Origin of the sequence: Psychrobacter sp. NG25 (assembly GCF_015234355.1) — a bacterium.
Taxonomy (GTDB): Bacteria; Pseudomonadota; Gammaproteobacteria; order Pseudomonadales; family Moraxellaceae; genus Psychrobacter.
The window spans coordinates 83,200-101,650 of record NZ_JADGMV010000003.1; the positions used below are offsets into that span (position 1 = coordinate 83,200).

Sequence of the window (18,451 nt, forward strand, 5' to 3'; positions counted from 1 at the left end):
GTTATGAATAAAACAGATTCAAAAAACCTATCAATGCCTACGGGCAAAAAAGACACTGACGACATCGACTTAATGGCGCTGGCTTTAGCATTGCTGCGCGGTTGGAAAATAATAGCACTCATGGTTTTATTGGGTTTGTTGATAGGTTTTTTGTATACCCGCCATGTCAATCCAACGTTTAAATCTGATGCGCTGATACAGATTGAAGAAAATGCGCAAGGGGTGGAAGCACTTGGCGCGAGCATCTCAGAGTTGGTCGGTGCAGAAACAAGCAAAGCAGAAACAGAGGCAGAGCTTATAAGATCACGCATGATACTAGAGCCTGTAGTCGATCTACTGAATCTGCGTATTAGGCTCACGGATCCTAATATTGGATATATTGATACGATCAAAAGAAACTATATAGAGACTCAAGTTAATACAACTGATGAAGTGTCACTGAATACCGAAAATGGCGTAGTGGAAATCAGTCAGTTTGATGTGTCGAAAGCTTATTTGAACCAATATTTTACTTTGAGTAGATCTGCCACCGGATTTGTTTTGAGCAATGGTTTGGATAACTTTAAAGGTCAGCTTGGTCAGCCGTATCAGTTTAAAGGATCAAAAGGTCAGATTAAGATTACCGTTACCGGATTACCGACGGGTAATTACCCGATTAGTATTAGTAAACAGACATTAAAAGCCACGACAGATGGTATCAATAGCGCACTAACGGTTGAAGAAAAAGGTCAAAGCACGGGCATTATTCAGCTATCGATGACGGGTACAAACCAAGAGCAAATCACGACTATACTCAATCAAATAGTTCGATCTTATGTGGATCAAAACCAGTCACGCGGCTCTGAAGAAACCACTAAAACGCTCACCTTTATGGAAACGCAGATACCGCTATTAAAAGGGAAGCTAGAAGCGTCTGAAGCACTATTTAATGACTTTCGTAAAAAACACGGCACTATCGATGTGGCTCAAGAGGCTGAGTTGCTATTGAACGAAAAATCCCGAATCGATGGGCAGCTCAACGATCTTAAGCTCAGAAAAGCAGATTTGACCACTTATTATACTGAAGAACATCCCTTGGTCGTTCAAATTAATGAGCAGCTCAAAGTGCTGAGTAATAGAACGAGACAAATCGAAAATACGGTATCAGGCCTACCTGAAATCCAGCGAGAGTTTTTAAGGCTATCAGAAGACACCGCCATTAATAGAGAAATCTATCTGACGCTACTCAAGAATTATGAACAACTAAAAATCGTCAAAGCGGGCCAAATCGGCTATGCCCGTGTCATCGATACACCCACCAGTACCTTTAATGCCATTGCCCCTAATAAGCCACAAATCATGATACTAGCCATAATGGCAGGTGCGATGCTTGGGGTGATATTGGTTTTACTCAGAAACTTAATGGGGACGGTTGTAAAAGATCCAGAGCGTTTAGAGTCTAAGACAGGTATTCCTGTCATTGCCACGATTCTGCGCTCACCTTTATTATTCAGACTGAGTAAAAATAAAAAGACCACCGATCGAATGCTTGCTCATGTTGACCACAGTAGTTTGAGCTATGAAGCCATTAAAAGTTTGAGAACAAACCTGATGTTTGGCATGCCAACAGGCGCAGGGGTCGGAGAGTCCGCACAAGTCATATTGATTACTGGAGAAAGCCCAGGTGTCGGTAAGTCCTTTATCGCAGCCAATTTATCTGAAGTGTTTGCACAGCTCGATAAAAAGATTTTGGTCATTGATGGCGACATGCGTTTAGGTGCGCTGCATAAGATGTTTAAACTGGGCCCGCAGGAGGGTCTTGCAGATTATCTGTTGCAGGATAAAAAGAGCGCATCTCCCATTAACGGTACTCAAGCCACTAGCGAGATATCTGCTCCAAGGATTGAAGGTTTTATTCATCCTACTGGTATGGAGAATATTGACTTTCTATCGCGAGGACAGTCATCAAACAATCCTACTTCACTATTAATAGGTCAAAAGTTCAACCAGCTAATAGCAGTGCTGAAGACGCAATATGACTATATTGTCATTGACTCGCCACCGATATTGGCAGCTTCAGATGCGATGGTGTTGGCGCAACATGCAGACAAAGTGCTTATCGTTACTAAATTTAATCGCTCAGTAGAAGGTCAGCTGATGTATGCGGTCAAGCAGATGAGTAAAGCCAATGTGCAAGTAGATGGCATTATTCTCAATGATGTACAGCAAAGCCGTATGAATAAATACAGCTATCATTACCATTATGCCTATGGAAATAACCGCTAATTAGTATTTTGTGGTTGTTCATTATCATCAATACAACTTAAGTGGGTGGATCTTATGTTTATAAAAACAGAGTCTGACAATGCTTATCGGTCGACTGGTGAGTTGCATCAATGGTCGAAGCGTGCGGCTCTGCTTTTATTGTCATTACCACGGTTTGTCAAATGCTCTATTTTATTTAGCATAGATTATGCTGTATCGATTTCTTGCTTATTTTTAGCGTTGGCATTACGACAAGGATATATGGCGCATCATGTCAGCCCTATAATATTAGTTTCGTATGCCTTTATTCCTGTGGCGAGCTTGTACCTTATAGGGTTTTATAGAGGGGCTTCTAGAGGTTTTTTTGATGCGGTAATGGGTCGTGTATTGCAGTTGTTTTTGTTGCTTATTATCGTTTACCAAGTGCTTATCTATGTAAATCCCCTATCAATGATACCGCGCTCAGTACCCATCATATTTCTATTTTCTTTTTTTATCTGGTTATGGAACAGTAGGCTGATAATACGTACCTTTTTGAAAAGGCTGCAGAAAACAGACGAAGAACGTCGTTCAAATGATTGCTGTGATAACGTGATTATTTATGGCGCAGGAGAAGCGGGTAGAGAGCTGCTAGAAAGCTTGAGACATTCCCATAAATATAACGTGGTGGCATACATCGATGATGATCAACAGCTGAGAGGTGCTTACTTACATGGTAGAAAAATCTATGCCGGTCATGCGCTGCCCTCGTTAATAGAGAAGTTTGATGTGGCACAGGTGATTTTGGCGATGCCTTCTATGAGCCGTGCCCGCAAAAAGCAGATTATGGATAGCCTATCAGGTATTTCTGTCAAGATAAAAGACTTACCGAGCTTACGAGAGTTGGCAGACGAGCGAGTGACAGTCAGTCATATACGACCCGTTGATATTTTGGATGTCCTTGAACGCGATACAGTCGAGCCAGTTGCTGAGTTGCTGCAAAAAAATATTACTGGCAAAAACGTCCTCGTGACAGGTGCTGGTGGCTCTATCGGTAGTGAATTGTGTCGGCAAATTATTAAGAATAAGCCTAAATGCTTGGTGTTGTATGAGCAGTCTGAATATGCTCTATATACGATAGATCAAGAGCTCAGAAATAAAAAGATAGAAAATATCGATTATCAAGATATTGAGATTATTAGTATCATCGGAAGCGTGAGCAATGAAAAAAAATTAATTAATATATTCAAAATTAACCATATAAATACAATTTACCATGCAGCAGCCTACAAGCATGTCCCGATTGTTGAGTCCAATCCCTTTGAAGGCACGATTAACAATACCAAAGGTACCTATCACTGTGCTCGTGCGGCGATACAGGCTAAAGCAGACACCTTTGTATTGATCTCTACGGACAAAGCAGTGCGACCTACTAATATCATGGGAGCATCCAAACGCTTGGCTGAGTTGGTTTGTCAAGGATTGAGCCAGCATAGTAGTCATACTTGTTTTAGCATGGTGCGTTTTGGCAATGTATTGGGGTCTTCAGGCTCTGTCGTACCATTATTTACTAAACAGATTGAGCAGGGTGGTCCGATTACCATCACCCATCCAGACATAACACGCTACTTTATGACGATTCCCGAAGCGGCCAGTTTGGTGATTCAGGCAGGTGCTATGGCATTTGGTGGGGAAGTGTTTGTACTTGATATGGGTGCACCTGTCAAAATTGTAGACCTTGCCAAGCGTATGATTCGTTTGACTGGCTGCGAGCTAAAAGATGCGAGTAACCCTAACGGAGATATCGAAATTGTGTTTACTGGATTGAGGCCGGGCGAAAAGCTCTACGAGGAATTGATTATAGGTGAGGATAATATCGAAACCACCTTTCATCCGTTAATCATGCAAGCAATGGAGCACAGCTTTCCCTTAGAAGATATCGAAAATATTTTGTTTGAATTTATAGAAAAAGCCAAACAACAGGATGTGGCATGGCTAAAAACACAATTTAGAGCGTTTGTGGAAGGCTATCGTGAAGGTGATGATGTCAGGATTAAGGTTGAAAAACTGACATCACCGCTGGTGGATGAAATTGGTTAATACAGTAGGTAGCTAACCGCGAGACTGTTAATTCTTTATAAGTTCTATGAAGTATCAAATTGGATGATGAGCAATGGCCTCTGAAGTGTTGTTATCGATACAGAGCGTAATCAGTCGATTGAAAACCAGTCACTTTGTACGAGATGTGGCCATGGTTGGCGGCGGTATTGCGGCTGGTCAGGCAATCGCTATGGTCTTTATGCCGTTTCTCACCAGATTATATAGCCCTGAAGATTTTGGTATTGCTGCCACCTTTGCCGCAATCATCAGTATTATTACTCCGATTGCGACCATGGGTTATGCCAATGCCATTGTGATGCCTGATAGTGACGAGGATGCTGCAGCCATTATCAGGTTGTCTGTGTTACTCAGTTTGTTTGTCGCTGCTATATCGTTCATCGTTGTCTATTTTGGTAATGTTTATTTGGCACGATGGACGGGTATGGAAAGTACACCATACATGTTGTATCTCATACCGTTGACGCTATTGGCAGGCGCGTTTCTATCTGTTGCTGATCAATCTGCTATCAGAGTAGGTTTGTTTAAAGCCAAAGCTCGTGCATATGTAGAGAGCAAGCTTGTGACAGATACCAGTAAGTTGATAGGTGGTGTATTGGCACCTTCTGGTATGTTGCTTATTTTATTAACGATAGCAGGGCAGCTCACGAATTTTATAATGCAAATGCTCCGTGTGCCTAGGATTGGTGTATTAAATGTCCGAAACTGGTTTGGCACGGTTGGTATTCGTAACGCTGCTATATCGCAGCGTGACTTTGCCATATACCGCATGCCACAGAGTATGCTTAATGCTGCTTCAGTAGGGTTGCCCACTATCCTGTTAGCATCGTTATTTAGTGCTTCTTCTGCAGGGCAGTATTCACTGGCTGTTCTTGTGCTCGGCGCACCAGCGATGTTGTTAGGCCAAGCTGTTGGAGAGGTTTTCTATCCTAAGATTACGCGTGCGATCACATCAAACTCACCAGAGGCTTATCAATTTTTATTAAAAGTGACGGTAATTCTATTGGTGGTTGGTATTGTTCCATTCGGTACAGTGTTCGTTTTTGGCGATTATCTTTTTTCTTTAGTGTTTGGAGCAGAGTGGGCATTAGCAGGTAGTTATTCGCAGTGGCTTTCTATTTGGCTTTTGACCAGCTTGGTATCGGGTGCGAGTACTGCGGCATTGCCAGCATTACGTTTGCAGCGTTTTCTTTTAATTAGAGAAGTGTTTGCAGTGATATTTCGTGCTGCAGCGCTGTATATAGGTTTTTACGTTTTTGAGTCAGATATGGTCGCTATTGCCCTGTTCTCATTTGTTGGGGTCTTGCTTAGTTTATCTATCGTTTATGTCGCTTTTCGGCGTCTTGTTCATATCCATGAAGTGCAGCAGTAGGTAAATATCTTGACTGCGTTGGATGGCACAAAGGATATGCATTAGAAGTCTCAACTCAAGAGGCTCACTATGATTTCAGTTATTATCGCCGCATTTAATGCCGCTGCTACTATTGATCGTTGTATTAGTAGTATTGACGTTGCGAAAAAAAGCCATGAGATTGAGTTGATAGTCATTGACGATGGTTCTAAAGATGAGACTGCTAGATTATTGCATAGCTGGGAAAGTGCTAAGGTCTGGATTACGGTGAAATATCAAAGAAATAGTGGTGTGGCAGACGCTCGTAATACTGGGCTTGATATCGCGACTGGTAACTACATCGTCTTTATAGATGCGGACGACAGTATCGACGATTGGTATTTTGACTTTGTCGTTGAACAGGCTGTTGATCGGGATATCGAGATGTTGGCGTTTGGTCATAAGCGAATCATGCTAAATGGTGATGTAATCGAGCGCCATAACATTTCGGCAGAATATTCACGGCAAGATATTGAGAGTTTGCAACTGAGAGTGACAGAGAATAGAAATATATATTGGTATGTAACTACCAAAGTTTATAGTAAAAGCCTGATAGCGGATTTACGGTTTAATTGTGACGTAAAGCTTGGTGAAGATGGTATTTTTAATATTGAGTGCTTGGATAAAGCGAGCCATCTATCTGTCGTACCCGACTGTCCATATAACTACTATGAAAATGCTACTTCGATGACGAGTTTGCGATATAAGCCAGGGCTGTTGGAGTCTATTGAAGCAGACTATAAAGCCAGAATTAAGATACATGACTGGTCTATCAGTGCTACTGAGAAGCAAGTGCTACTATCAGATTTTGCTCGTAGTTATATCGAGCATATGCTGCCATATTTACTCAATAATTTGGCTCATATTGAGGTTTGGAAACGTCGTACAGAGTTGATGAGAATACGTCAGTCTTTCGTTTATCAGAACTGTTTGCCACATTACTATCAACAACACCCATCGCGCGGCATTCGTATCTTGATTTCATGTTTTTCACGACATTGGTATGTTATGACATTGGTTTTTCTTCAACTGTCTTGGACTAAAGCAAAGGTAAAAAGACATGTTTAATATTGATTTGTTTCCTCAGGCATTAAAGAGTGACGAAAGCAGACAGACTCGTTATTGTTTGCTGAAACAAACTGCTGCGAGCGAAAGTGTCACCGAGCAAGAATTGTGGTTTGCGTATCCTATTGATCTACCCATGCCGGAAGACGATGATTGCGACTCTTATTTGTTAGCCACATTGTTGCCTGCGATGCAGTTGCGTGCGGCTATTCGTGTCCATGGTAGCGTGTCCCACGAGCTATTAGCCAACCTGACAGAACTACAGTATGTCTGGAATAAATGGTTACCAGAGCGTTATTTTTTGATTAATATACAAGTTGATCGTATTAGAGAGAGCGACGTACAAGTTGATGGTACGATTGCTGCATTTTCTGGTGGTGTGGATGCTCAGTTTACCGCTTATCGTCATGCGACAGGCAGAGCAGGATATGCCACACGAGATATCAAAGCAGGGGTTTTTGTCCACGGCTTTGATATACCTTTAGATGATACAGAAGGTTTTAGCAGTGCGGCAAAAATAGCGGCAAAAGCACTTGCAGATATCAATATCGAGCTACTGCCAGTTGAAACGAATATTCGCACGCTTTGGTCTATCAATTGGGAGGACTATCATGCTGCTGCTATCGCTTCAGTATTATGCGGCTTGAAACGATATGCAGGAATTGGGCTCATCGGTAGCGGTGACTCTTATGATGTATTAATTAGCCCTTGGGGCTCACATCCAATTACTGATCCGCTGCTGAGTTCTGGCGACTTTAGAGTAATTCATGATGGGGCAGGGTTTAGTCGTTCAGAGAAGCTTCAAGCTCTTTCAGCATGGCCCTTGGGTATTGAAAACCTACGTTTTTGCTGGGCGGGTGACCAGAATGATAGCAACTGTGGCCACTGTGAGAAATGTGTTAGAACGCGTCTCAATTTTTTGGTTGCAGGTATAGATAACCCTCAATGTTTTAGTGAGCCCATTGACTCATCACTCTTTAAATCTATGATTTTAAAAAACGAAATAGTACGTATAGATTGGAATTTTATTCGTCATGAGATGATTAAAACGGGCAGAGGCCTTGAATGGCTGCCATACATTGAAAAAGCACTCAAACGTAAACCGCTTCCTAACTTGAATAGATTGTTTCCTTTTGGTTCAAGACGTCGTATGTGGGTGAAAAAAATGTTAATGAGAAACAAATAAGGGAGTGTCGAAAATGAATACTACCGCTATAAAAAAACTCATACCACTCAGACTAAAAAAACATTTAGCAACCTATATGGGCACACGCGAATTACCACTTCCGAGCAGTAATCGATGCTTCATTTTTCTGGCTGCTGACTATGGCAATATTGGTGATATTGCTATCTCTCATGCTCAAAAGCAATACTTGCAACATGTGATGACCGATTATGAGGTGGTTAGTATTCCTATTAGTCAAACCAGATTGGTGCTGAATTCAATTAAACAGCAAATCAAAGAGAATGATATCGTCACTATTATCGGCGGCGGTAATATGGGTGGCACATATCCTGATATTGAGGAGCTGCGCCAAGTAGTCATTAAGGCGTTTCCTGCGAATCGCATTGTTTGTTTTCCTCAGACATTAGATTGGAGTAATTCTGCTAAGTCTAAGCGTGTATTGCATCGTATCGTAAACGTCTATGCCAAGCATCCAGATATACATATTTTTGCCAGAGAGTCGATGACAGCGGCCAAGCTTATTAAGCTTTTTACTGAGCATAGCAATGTCCATATTGGTCTTGTGCCAGATATCGTTATGAGTGCCAACGCAGCAATACTTGGAGCGAGAGATGGCTTAGTACCTTCAGGTATTTTACGATGCTTACGAGATGACAAAGAAGCTGCACTATCGACTGAGCAATATGCAATGATAGACAAAGCCTTGGCAGATACTGGCTATCAGATTGAAAAAACAGACACCCATGCTGGTGGCTCTCAATTAGACGAGGCACATTGTTTAAAGTTGCTGACTGATAAGCTCAGCCAGTTTCGTGCTGCACAATTGGTGGTGACTGACCGTCTGCATGGCATGATTTTATGTTTGCTATCGGGCACGCCATGCTTGGTATTGCCGAACTCCAATCATAAGATAAGACAGACGCAGTTGGACTGGCTACGTAATCATCCAAGACTCGTTTTTTTAGAATTAGATGAGATTATGGAGATTCCAAAATTCATCGATAGGCTTCTTTCCCTGACTCACGGTACGATGACTGAGTCTCCCGTTCACATCAATGAGTACAATGATTTAAAAAAATCGGTGGCCAGAATATGACCATTGCAGCCGAGCCATTAGTGAGCATTATCGTGCCAGTATATAACGTCGCGTCATATATTGACGCCTGCTTAGCATCTATCAAGCAGCAGACTTATAAAAATATTGAAATTATTGTCGTTGAAGATTGCTCCACTGATGACTCAAAACAAGCACTAACCCCACATCTCACAGATAAGCGCATAAAAGTCATTCAACATAATGAAAACAGTGGCCTTTCTGCTGCTCGTAATACCGGCATTAAATCTGCGATAGGCGAGTATATGATGTTCGTTGATTCCGATGATATCGTAGATATTCGCTTGGTGGCAGCTTGTGTAGATTGTGCCCTCACTACGAACGCAGAAGTGGTGACGTATGGCTTTGTACCGTTTAAAGAGGGCATAGCAGAAACAGAACTGCCGTACCCAGTTGCTAATTTGACATTCAATGCTACTAAAATAGACGATTTGTATTTTAGCCTACCGCATTTTGCATGGCTCAAATTTATTCGATCTAGTATCGTGCACTCTGCCTCGTTACATTTCCCAGTAGGTCTGTATTACGAGGATTGGCCGTTTCATTGGTATCTTGGTTTATCTGCTCAGGTTAGGTATCAACTGCCTATTGATTTTTATCTGTATAGACAGCGAGGTACGTCGATCACAGGTTCAACAGATAAAAAACTATTAGACCTCTTCGTTATTCACTCAGAAGTCATCAGTCTAGTAGAGAGTTATCAAGCGGATACAGTTAAAGAAATACTCGCCAATAAAATCAGACAAAGTCATTGGAGTATTCTTACTCGTATAGACAATGAATATTTAACAGCTGCATTAGCACAAGCCAAAAAAGCAGATAAGACGCTACGATTAAAAGGCTATGAGAGCGATTTAACATTAAGACATCTAGTGATCAGCAATATAGTACGTCTGCCAAGCCAAGCCGCTTTGGCTATGTTGCAGGTACTTCGTCAAGCACTAGATAAAAAAGCAAGAATGAAAGCTTAAGAGAAGACAGGTTAAAAATAGTTTGGAAAAATACGTTTGGCTTTATGTTTCTTAATAGGTAAAGAGATGGCTATTCAGAGGGTACTGCACATAGTGGGTAAAATGGATCGTGCTGGGGCAGAGACCATGCTCATGAATCTATATCGCCATATAGATCATAGTCAGATTCAATTTGATTTTATTACCTTTACCGATGAGGTCTGTGACTACGATGCTGAGATAAGAGCGTTGGGCGGTAAAATTATACCCATTTTAGCCAGCAATCCAATTAAGCGTATGCTAAAGCTTAAACGATTTTTTAAACAGCACCCTGACTATCAAATCGTTCATGCTCATATGCTATTAAACAATGCTTTTCATCTATTAGCTGCTAAAAGTGCTGGCGTGCGGCATCGCATTTCACACTCTCATAGTACCAGTAATGGTAAAACTAACATCGTCAAAAAAATATATGAGCAATGGGCATTAATTACCAATCGTACATTAGCCACTAAGAGAATTAGCTGCGGTGACCATGCTGCAAATTACCTATTTGGTACTACAAAAGATGTGTGGCTACTGCCCAATGCTGTTGATATACAGAAGATGATGACAGTCGCCAACCAATCACGACATTATATCGATCATGAGTTGGGTGCTAAAGGACTTGGATATAAAGGATTAAAAATTATCCAAGTCGGTCGTCTCAATGAGGTTAAAAACCATCAGTTTTCTTTAGAAGTCGCTGAGGAGTTAAAAAAACGTCATGTTGACTTTACCTTATATATTGTCGGACAAGGTCCATTGGATGTGATGCTCAGGCAGCAAGTAACTGATAAGTCACTACTGGATACGGTCAAGTTTTTGGGGCTGCGTACGGATATCACAGAACTGATGGCCAGCGCAGATTATATGATCATGCCTTCTTTGCATGAGGGCTTTCCAGTTGTATTGGTAGAGAGTCAAACCGTTGGGTTAACAACGCTGGTCTCTGATCAAGTATCACCTGAAGTGGATTTGGGGCTTGGACTGGTGAAGTTTTTACCGATTCATTCGGTCAAGGAGTGGGTCGATTGTTTATTGAAACCTAAAGACATACGGCCTAATGAAAAAGAAATAACAGAAGCACTAAATCTATATGGATTCAGTGCTGTGACAAACGCGCAAAAATTAACGCAAATGTATTTGAATATGAAATGACAGCTTTTGCTGTTCATCTATAGCAGGTTCAGCGTTATTTAAGTACAAGGAACGAGAGTAAAAGTGCGACACATATAATAGGCTGAGCGAGCCTGCAACCATATCTGATTGATATAGAGTTGATTATATCTACCTTATCGAGGGTTAAATGCTTCCATACCTATTGGTTCTTAGCCTTGTTATCTTTTGGATCGTACTGGAGAAAAAATCTCTCAATCGTACGTCTTTTTGGTTGCCGTTAATTATTTTGACATTATTTGCAGGCGCTCGAAGTTATCGTGTTGGTACAGATACAGGAAACTATACAAGAAATTTTAACAGTCAATTGAATGTCGAGTATTTTAGATTTAACGAAGACATTGAGTTTGGTTATCAAGCTTTAGAGTATGCGTTGTTAAATGTGACAAGCAGCTACTTTTGGCTTCTGACGATTACCAGCTTAATCATTGTGTACTGCTATCTTAAGATTATTAAAAGATACAGCGTCAACTATTGGTTTTCAGTATTTTTATTCATCACATTAGGTGTTTATACGTTTTTTTTCAACGGATTGCGTCAAGGGTTAGCGATGGCACTATTTGCCTTGGCCGTTCCCTATTTATTAGAAAAAAGACTTATCCCATACCTACTAGTGTGTGGGGTCGCCTCATTATTTCACGTTACCGCCTTATTCATGATCCCATTTTATTTTATCGTCAACTTAAGGGTAAGGCCTTTATATAAAATTTTGGCAACATTTTTAGGGTCGTTATTGGTAAGTGGGGTACTGGTCTCTTATATTGCTTCTACCAATGATAGGTACGAGGGTTATGCAAAAGCTTCTGAAGAGGCAGGTGGGTTTTTAACGCTCGGATTTTATACCGCTATCATGATTTTAATTATGTTTGTGAGTTACATATATAAAATTAAAGATGAAAACTACCAGAAGCTAATAACGTTTTATGCATCAGGCGTAGTTTTTATCATACCGCTAGCGATGTTGGGTACGAGTCCTTCAGGGCCGCAAAGGTTACTGGCGTACTTTACATGGACATTAGTTCTAATACTTCCTGTGATGTTGAAAAAAATAAATAATGTTTACCTTTATATCGCTAGTGTGCTGTTGTTTCTCACTTACTTTATGTTGACGACATCGAGATTTAGCAACTTGAGTCCGTATATTCTCAATCCGATATTTGAGGTTTTCTAATGAAAAATAAGCCGTACATATCCATTGGCATCCCTATTTATAACGCTGAAGCATACTTGGAAGATGCTATAAAGTCGGTATTGGCTCAAACGTATGAGCTATGGGAGTTGATATTAATTGATGATGGTTCTACGGATGGTTCATTGGCCATCGCTCGACGTTTCCAGAAAGCGGATAATAGAATAAAAGTCATCTCGGATGGGAAAAACAAAAAATTGCCAACTCGCTTAAATCAGCTTATTGATGAATCGCAATATGATTATATTGCCCGCATGGATGCAGATGATCTCATTCACCCAGACAGATTGACCATTCAAATGGCATTCTTAGCAAGTAATACAGATTGTGACCTAGTGTCCACGGGTGTGGTATCTATTGATAATCATAATAAGGTATATGGCTGTCGTCATGTAGACCGTATTTATACGAAGTTCGACGAAATCGCGCCAGCATATCCTATTGTACATGCCTCTATTTTGGCAAGAAAGACTTGGTATGAACGCAACAGATATGATGAGAATTATCCAAGATCTGAAGATTACGACCTATGGTGTAGAGCCGTAGCCAGTCGAGATTTAAGATTGGCGGTATTGCCAGACTTACTATATTACTATCGAGAAGAGGGCAACTTATCCTTAGCAAAAATCATTCGATCATACAAAGACAGCTTCAAGACCTACCGTGAATATAAAGGAAGTAGTGCATTAGGATCTTTGAAACTCAACGCAAAAATAGCAACGGTTAGGTTATTGGACTCGATGGGTTTGTTGCAACGAATAGCCAATAAAAGAAATAAATTAATGATGTCTAATGAACTTAAAACGCAGCATCAAGCTGTCGTTGATAGCATCTGTGCTGAGTGAGTTCACTAATGAGAAACAATGAGGTGCTTAAATGAGTTTCAAAATATGCTTTCTTGTGACAGATGCCGTTTCATTTAATGCTCTATACCGCAATCAGCTTGAGTATATGAGAGACAACTCAGATTTTGATATTACGCTAATCTGTGGGGGTAATGACGAGCAGCTAGATACTTTACGTGCGCGTAATATAGGTAACGTGGTCAATTTAAACTTTCAACGCAAACCTTCTTTATTTAAAGATACTAAATCACTGGCGCTGCTAACTCGTTACTTTCTATTGAATCGTTTTGATGTGGTGGTTTATCTAACCCCCAAAGCTCTATTATTAGGAAGTATTGCAAGTGCATTTACTTTGCAAAAGAGGCGGATTGCTTTTAGTGTGGGTAGAGCTTATGAGAATTTTTCAGGTTTTAAAAAGCGAGTATTTCAGGGTTTTGATACATTAAGTTTTGCCTTGTCTCATGACGTTTTATTTGTGTCTGAGTCACTATTGGCTGTGTGTTTGGAAGAAAGGATTTTAAAAAATAGTAAAGCAACCGTCATCGATAATGGCTCATTTAATGGGATAGATATTGATTTGCTTAGTCCTATAGATCAGCAGCAAAAAAATGCGTTAAGAGAAAAATATAAAGTGCCTTTAGACTGTTTTTTAATTTGTGTGGTAGGACGAGTATGTGAAGATAAAGGTCTGACAGACATTGGTTATATATCTGAAACACTCAAAGAAGAAAACGTCCACTTTATTTTTATTGGAGGTTTTGAAGATGATGTGGGGCAAGCCGTCGTAGAAAAAATGGTTAAAGACAATAGAGCTGTATATATACCCGCTAATCCCAATGTGCAAGAAATTTTTCAGTGTGCTGATCTGCATTTATTTTTGAGCTATCGAGAAGGATTTGGCAGTGTGGCGATTGAAGCGGCAAGTTGCGGTATTCCTACATTTGCCTATGATGTCGTTGGTGTAAAGGACAGTGTAAAAGAAGGTGTTAGCGGTCAGAAATTTACATTTAAAGATGTGCAAGCGGTGGCAACTGCAATTAGTAATGCCGCTACTGATGAGAGTTTCAAAAATAGATACCCTGACGCAAGAGACTGGGCCACTGCACATTTCGAACAAAAAAAGTTGTGGCAAAGTTTTTTAAGTTTTTATTTGCGAAGTGTCGATGACGTTATAGATACTAGCGTAGATGGAAGAAAGCGGGTGGAACAATGATAAAACGACTATTCGATATCGTAGGTGCAACAACTGCTCTAGTAGTGCTGTCTCCTGTCTATGTTGCAACTGCCTACAAAGTTAGCAAAAATCTTGGTACCCCTGTCTTGTTCCGTCAGACTCGCCCGGGCCTGCATGGTCAGCCGTTCGAGATGATAAAATTTCGCTCAATGAAAGACAGTGTAGATACAGACGGTAATCTGTTAGAAGACGCTGAGCGTCTCACGGGATTTGGTAAAGCATTGCGTAATACCAGTCTGGATGAGCTGCCTGAGTTATGGAATGTGGTTAAAGGTGACATGAGCTTGGTTGGTCCGCGCCCGTTATTGATGGAGTATCTGCCATTATATAGCGAGGAGCAAGCTCGCCGTCATAAGGTACGACCAGGTATTACAGGGTACGCACAAATTAACGGTCGTAATGCTATTGGTTGGCAAGAGCGATTTGAGCTTGATAACTGGTATGTGGACAATCAATCGCTATGGTTAGATATAAAAATCTTACTCAAAACAGTAAAAAAAGTCATCGTAAAGGATGGTATTAGCGCAGAAGGTGAGGCGACCATGAGCAAGTTTACGGGTAATAGCACTAGGGCGTGTCCTAGCAAAAATATGCTTTAATAGATTGAGAACACGCTCTAGCTATTCAATCAAGTCTTTGAGTATTAAAAGTGTTGTGTAAGAAGCAATAAACCATTAGACATAAGTACCATAGAGGAACATATGCTAAATACCCCTTTTTCACCTTGGCCAAGTTTTACGCAACAAGAGGCCGATGCCGTTAGCCAAGTATTGTTATCCAACAAGGTTAATTATTGGACAGGGCAAGAATGTCGTCAGTTTGAGCAGGAGTTCGCTGATTGGTCAGGCAGCAAGTACGCGATTGCAATGGGTAATGGTACCTTAGCCCTAGATGTGGCCTTGCAAGCCCTTGGAATAGGAGCAGGTGATGAAGTAATTGTTACATCGCGCACTTTCATTGCCAGTATTTCATCGGTAGTCAATGTGGGTGCGACACCTATTTTTGCAGATGTTGATAATGCGACAGGTAATATCACAGCCGATACCATCGCTGCTGTATTGACTGATAAAACCAAAGGTATCGTGTGCGTGCATCTGTCTGGTTGGCCGTGTGATATGGACGACATCATGGCACTCGCAGATGAGTATGGTTTGTATGTTATTGAGGATTGTGCACAGGCGCATGGTGCACAGTACAAAGGCCGCAGTGTTGGCAGCATCGGTCATATTGGTGCATGGAGCTTTTGTCAGGATAAAATCATGACGACAGGTGGTGAAGGCGGTATGGTCACGACCAATGACGAGCAGCTATGGCGTAAAATGTGGGCGTATAAAGATCATGGTAAAAGCTATGCAGCGGTCTATGAGACTGAGCATGAACCTGGTTATAATTGGCTGCATGAGAGCTTTGGCACCAATTGGCGCATGACGGAGATGCAAGGTGTCATAGGGCGGATTCAATTGGAGAGGATGAGTGATTGGACGGCCAAGCGTACTGCCAATGCACAAGCGATACTAGATGCGTGTGCTGATTGGGAAGAACAAGGCTATCTTTCGGTGCCAAGGCTAGAGGCGTCTGCTCAGTTTTCAGGTTCTACACATGCGTACTATAAACTGTATGTATATGTGCAACCGGATAATCTACCTAATGATTGGTCCAGAGATCGTATTATTCAAATGATAAATGAGCAAGGCGTACCTTGTTTTTCTGGATCTGCTTCAGAGGTTTATTTGGAAAAAGCGTTTGATGATACAGGGTTACGCCCAGAGACTAGATTGCCAGTCGCAAAACAGTTGGGTGAGACCAGCTTAATGTTTTTGGTTCATCCTACACTGACCACCGCAGAGATAGAGCAAACCGTTCAAGCTATCGATAGTGTGTTTGGTTCAATAGCCAGATGAAATGGGGACATACCCTAGTATTTCATGCCAAAACGCCAGTCTAATATCAGTTTTATGGTTTATTGAGTTGTTAATTAAAGATTATTAGCGTTTTATTAATCATAATGCGACACTGCTTAATAGAGTCTTTATAGAAATTTATGAGTATCTAACCTTATGCCATGCTAGGATTTTTAGACGCAGGCAGGTACAATATCACTATCAATCATACCTTGATTAAGGATAAGACAGGCATGCAAGCAATTGCGGCGCTGTCTTTATTTTTTTGTCATACCCTCTATTGGAGTTCCTATGTCTATTGCGTCTACTACCCAAGAGTCAGCCACCATTTTGGACGGCAAAGCACTTGCCAAACAAATAGAACAACAACTACGCACGCGCGTAGATGCTATCAAAGAAAAGACAGGACGTACGCCGAGCTTGGCGACTATATTAGTTGGTGCAGACCCCGCATCTGCGACTTATGTGCGTATGAAAGGCAATGCCTGTAAGCGTGTCGGCATGGACTCTATAAAAGTTGAGATGCCAAGTGAGACAACCACTGAGCAGCTTATGGCAAAGATAGACGAGCTGAATAATAATCCAGACGTACATGGTATTTTGCTACAGCATCCTGTCCCTGCGCATATCGATGAACGTGCTTGTTTTGAGCAGATCGATTTGGCAAAAGACGTCGATGGCGTCACCTGCCTTGGCTTTGGTCGCATGGGTATGCAGCAGTCAGCCTATGGTTCATGTACGCCGCAAGGTATCATGCATTTGCTAGAGCATCACAATATTGAGCTCTCAGGTAAAGAAGCAGTCGTCGTCGGTCGCAGTGCCATCTTGGGCAAACCAATGGCGATGATGCTATTGAACGCCAACTGTACCGTGACCATTTGCCATTCTAGAACTCAGGATTTGGCGGCGCATATTAAGCGCGCTGATATCGTGGTTGGCGCTGTAGGTGTACCAGAATTGATTAAAGCAGAATGGATCAAAGCGGGCGCGGTCGTCATCGATGCAGGGTTCCATCCTACTGATAATGGCGGCGTGGGTGATATCGAGCTAGAAGGTGTAGAGAATATCGCTAGTGCTTATACGCCAGTGCCGGGCGGTGTTGGACCAATGACCATCAATACCTTGATTCGTCAGACTGTTGATGCCGCTGAAAAGTCAGCAGGTTTGTAGTTCGATTAAAAAGAGTGCGATAGGAATACTGATTGCCGATATATAAGGGGCCTGAGGTAATAATAACTCAGGCTAAATCAACCACATTTCAGTTGATAGGACCTAAACATGGCTAAAAAAAACGTAGGTATTCATGAGCGACTACAGAGTATCGGTAGAGAGTTTGTCGATATTTGCCACTACGTTATCTTATTTCTAATCAGTGTGGTGGTGGTGTGGACGGCAGGCAAGGAGTTTATTGAGATCGTCCAAAAAGGCTCAGCGGACTTAAAAGATATCTTGATGTTATTTATTTATCTTGAGCTACTAGCCATGATAGGGATTTATTTTAAAACTCACCGTCTGCCAGTACAGTTTTTGATATTCATTGCGATAACGGCGTTGTCACGGCATTTGGTGGTCGATGTACAGGCCGTCTCAGATTATTTTCATTTGTGGCTGCTGGCGACAATTTCTGTGGCTATTATGCTATTAAGTGCTTCTATCGTAATACTGACATGGACAGCAAAAACCTTTGGCCGCCCAGAGGACAATCTTGATAAACAGCATGCAAACTTAACGGTTAAAGCACTGTTGCCTGATAATGCGCAAGCGCCCGATAGCCATACCAAGCATCGTCGCGAATGATACTTTGACTGGCTGATGTGACAAAAAAAGGGCTACCAACGGATAGCCCTTTTTTATTGCCTGCTCAAACTCTATGTTTTACCTTTAAGAATTTAAATATCTTCCGAGGGTGTCAACTTAGGTCAAGCGCATTAACTTAGGCATAATTATTAATATTCTAATCATACACCTGACTATTATTACGCAACTAACCATTATATAAAGCAGTACTATGTAAGCCA

General features: G+C 41.4%; 15 protein-coding genes. All 15 read left to right on the forward strand.

Features of this window, described 5'->3' with window-relative positions:
* Positions 1-3 precede the first annotated feature (3 nt).
* The 15 genes from IPZ60_RS05720 (at position 4) to IPZ60_RS05790 (ending at position 18,230) form a co-directional block, all read left to right on the forward strand.
* Positions 4-2,265, forward strand: coding sequence for a polysaccharide biosynthesis tyrosine autokinase (locus IPZ60_RS05720; protein WP_194196902.1), 2,262 nt, complete (start codon positions 4-6; stop codon positions 2,263-2,265).
* Between the two features lie 54 nt (positions 2,266-2,319).
* Positions 2,320-4,323: a nucleoside-diphosphate sugar epimerase/dehydratase gene (locus IPZ60_RS05725; RefSeq protein ID WP_194196903.1), complete on the forward strand. Its 2,004-nt coding sequence runs from the start codon at positions 2,320-2,322 to the stop codon at positions 4,321-4,323.
* A gap of 73 nt (positions 4,324-4,396) precedes the next feature.
* Positions 4,397-5,713, forward strand: a complete 1,317-nt coding sequence (locus IPZ60_RS05730; protein WP_194196904.1) for an oligosaccharide flippase family protein — start codon at positions 4,397-4,399, stop codon at positions 5,711-5,713.
* A 69-nt stretch (positions 5,714-5,782) separates the two neighbouring features.
* A complete protein-coding gene (locus IPZ60_RS05735) occupies positions 5,783-6,799 on the forward strand; it encodes a glycosyltransferase family A protein (protein ID WP_194196905.1) in 1,017 nt (338 codons plus the stop codon).
* Positions 6,792-7,982 (forward strand): hypothetical protein, encoded by a 1,191-nt coding sequence (locus IPZ60_RS05740; protein WP_194196906.1) that lies wholly within the window; start codon positions 6,792-6,794, stop codon positions 7,980-7,982. The genes IPZ60_RS05735 and IPZ60_RS05740 overlap by 8 nt, the downstream gene beginning before the upstream one ends.
* A gap of 13 nt (positions 7,983-7,995) precedes the next feature.
* Positions 7,996-9,078 (forward strand): polysaccharide pyruvyl transferase family protein, encoded by a 1,083-nt coding sequence (locus tag IPZ60_RS05745; RefSeq protein ID WP_194196907.1) that lies wholly within the window; start codon positions 7,996-7,998, stop codon positions 9,076-9,078.
* Positions 9,075-10,067 carry a glycosyltransferase family 2 protein gene (locus tag IPZ60_RS05750; RefSeq protein WP_194196908.1) on the forward strand — a complete coding sequence of 331 codons (993 nt, stop codon included), beginning with the start codon at positions 9,075-9,077 and terminating at the stop codon, positions 10,065-10,067. Before IPZ60_RS05745 ends, IPZ60_RS05750 begins: the two co-directional genes overlap by 4 nt.
* Before the next feature lie 66 nt (positions 10,068-10,133).
* Positions 10,134-11,246 (forward strand): glycosyltransferase, encoded by a 1,113-nt coding sequence (locus tag IPZ60_RS05755; RefSeq protein WP_227669251.1) that lies wholly within the window; start codon positions 10,134-10,136, stop codon positions 11,244-11,246.
* A gap of 148 nt (positions 11,247-11,394) precedes the next feature.
* Positions 11,395-12,435, forward strand: coding sequence for an EpsG family protein (locus IPZ60_RS05760; RefSeq protein WP_194196909.1), 1,041 nt, complete (start codon positions 11,395-11,397; stop codon positions 12,433-12,435).
* Positions 12,435-13,298 (forward strand): glycosyltransferase family 2 protein, encoded by an 864-nt coding sequence (locus tag IPZ60_RS05765; RefSeq protein ID WP_194196910.1) that lies wholly within the window; start codon positions 12,435-12,437, stop codon positions 13,296-13,298. Before IPZ60_RS05760 ends, IPZ60_RS05765 begins: the two co-directional genes overlap by 1 nt.
* 31 nt (positions 13,299-13,329) lie before the next feature.
* Entirely contained in the window at positions 13,330-14,511 is a 1,182-nt protein-coding gene (locus tag IPZ60_RS05770) for a glycosyltransferase (protein WP_194196911.1), read from the forward strand.
* Entirely contained in the window at positions 14,508-15,131 is a 624-nt protein-coding gene (locus tag IPZ60_RS05775; RefSeq protein ID WP_194196912.1) for a sugar transferase, read from the forward strand. The genes IPZ60_RS05770 and IPZ60_RS05775 overlap by 4 nt, the downstream gene beginning before the upstream one ends.
* 102 nt (positions 15,132-15,233) lie before the next feature.
* Complete coding sequence (locus IPZ60_RS05780; RefSeq protein WP_194196913.1) at positions 15,234-16,433, forward strand: DegT/DnrJ/EryC1/StrS aminotransferase family protein; 1,200 nt, start codon at positions 15,234-15,236, stop codon at positions 16,431-16,433.
* 291 nt (positions 16,434-16,724) lie between these two features.
* On the forward strand, positions 16,725-17,603 hold the full coding sequence (gene folD, locus IPZ60_RS05785) for a bifunctional methylenetetrahydrofolate dehydrogenase/methenyltetrahydrofolate cyclohydrolase FolD (RefSeq protein WP_194196914.1): 879 nt from the start codon (positions 16,725-16,727) through the stop codon (positions 17,601-17,603).
* 108 nt (positions 17,604-17,711) lie between these two features.
* Positions 17,712-18,230 carry a phosphate-starvation-inducible protein PsiE gene (locus IPZ60_RS05790; protein WP_194196915.1) on the forward strand — a complete coding sequence of 173 codons (519 nt, stop codon included), beginning with the start codon at positions 17,712-17,714 and terminating at the stop codon, positions 18,228-18,230.
* Positions 18,231-18,451: the final 221 nt, after the last annotated feature.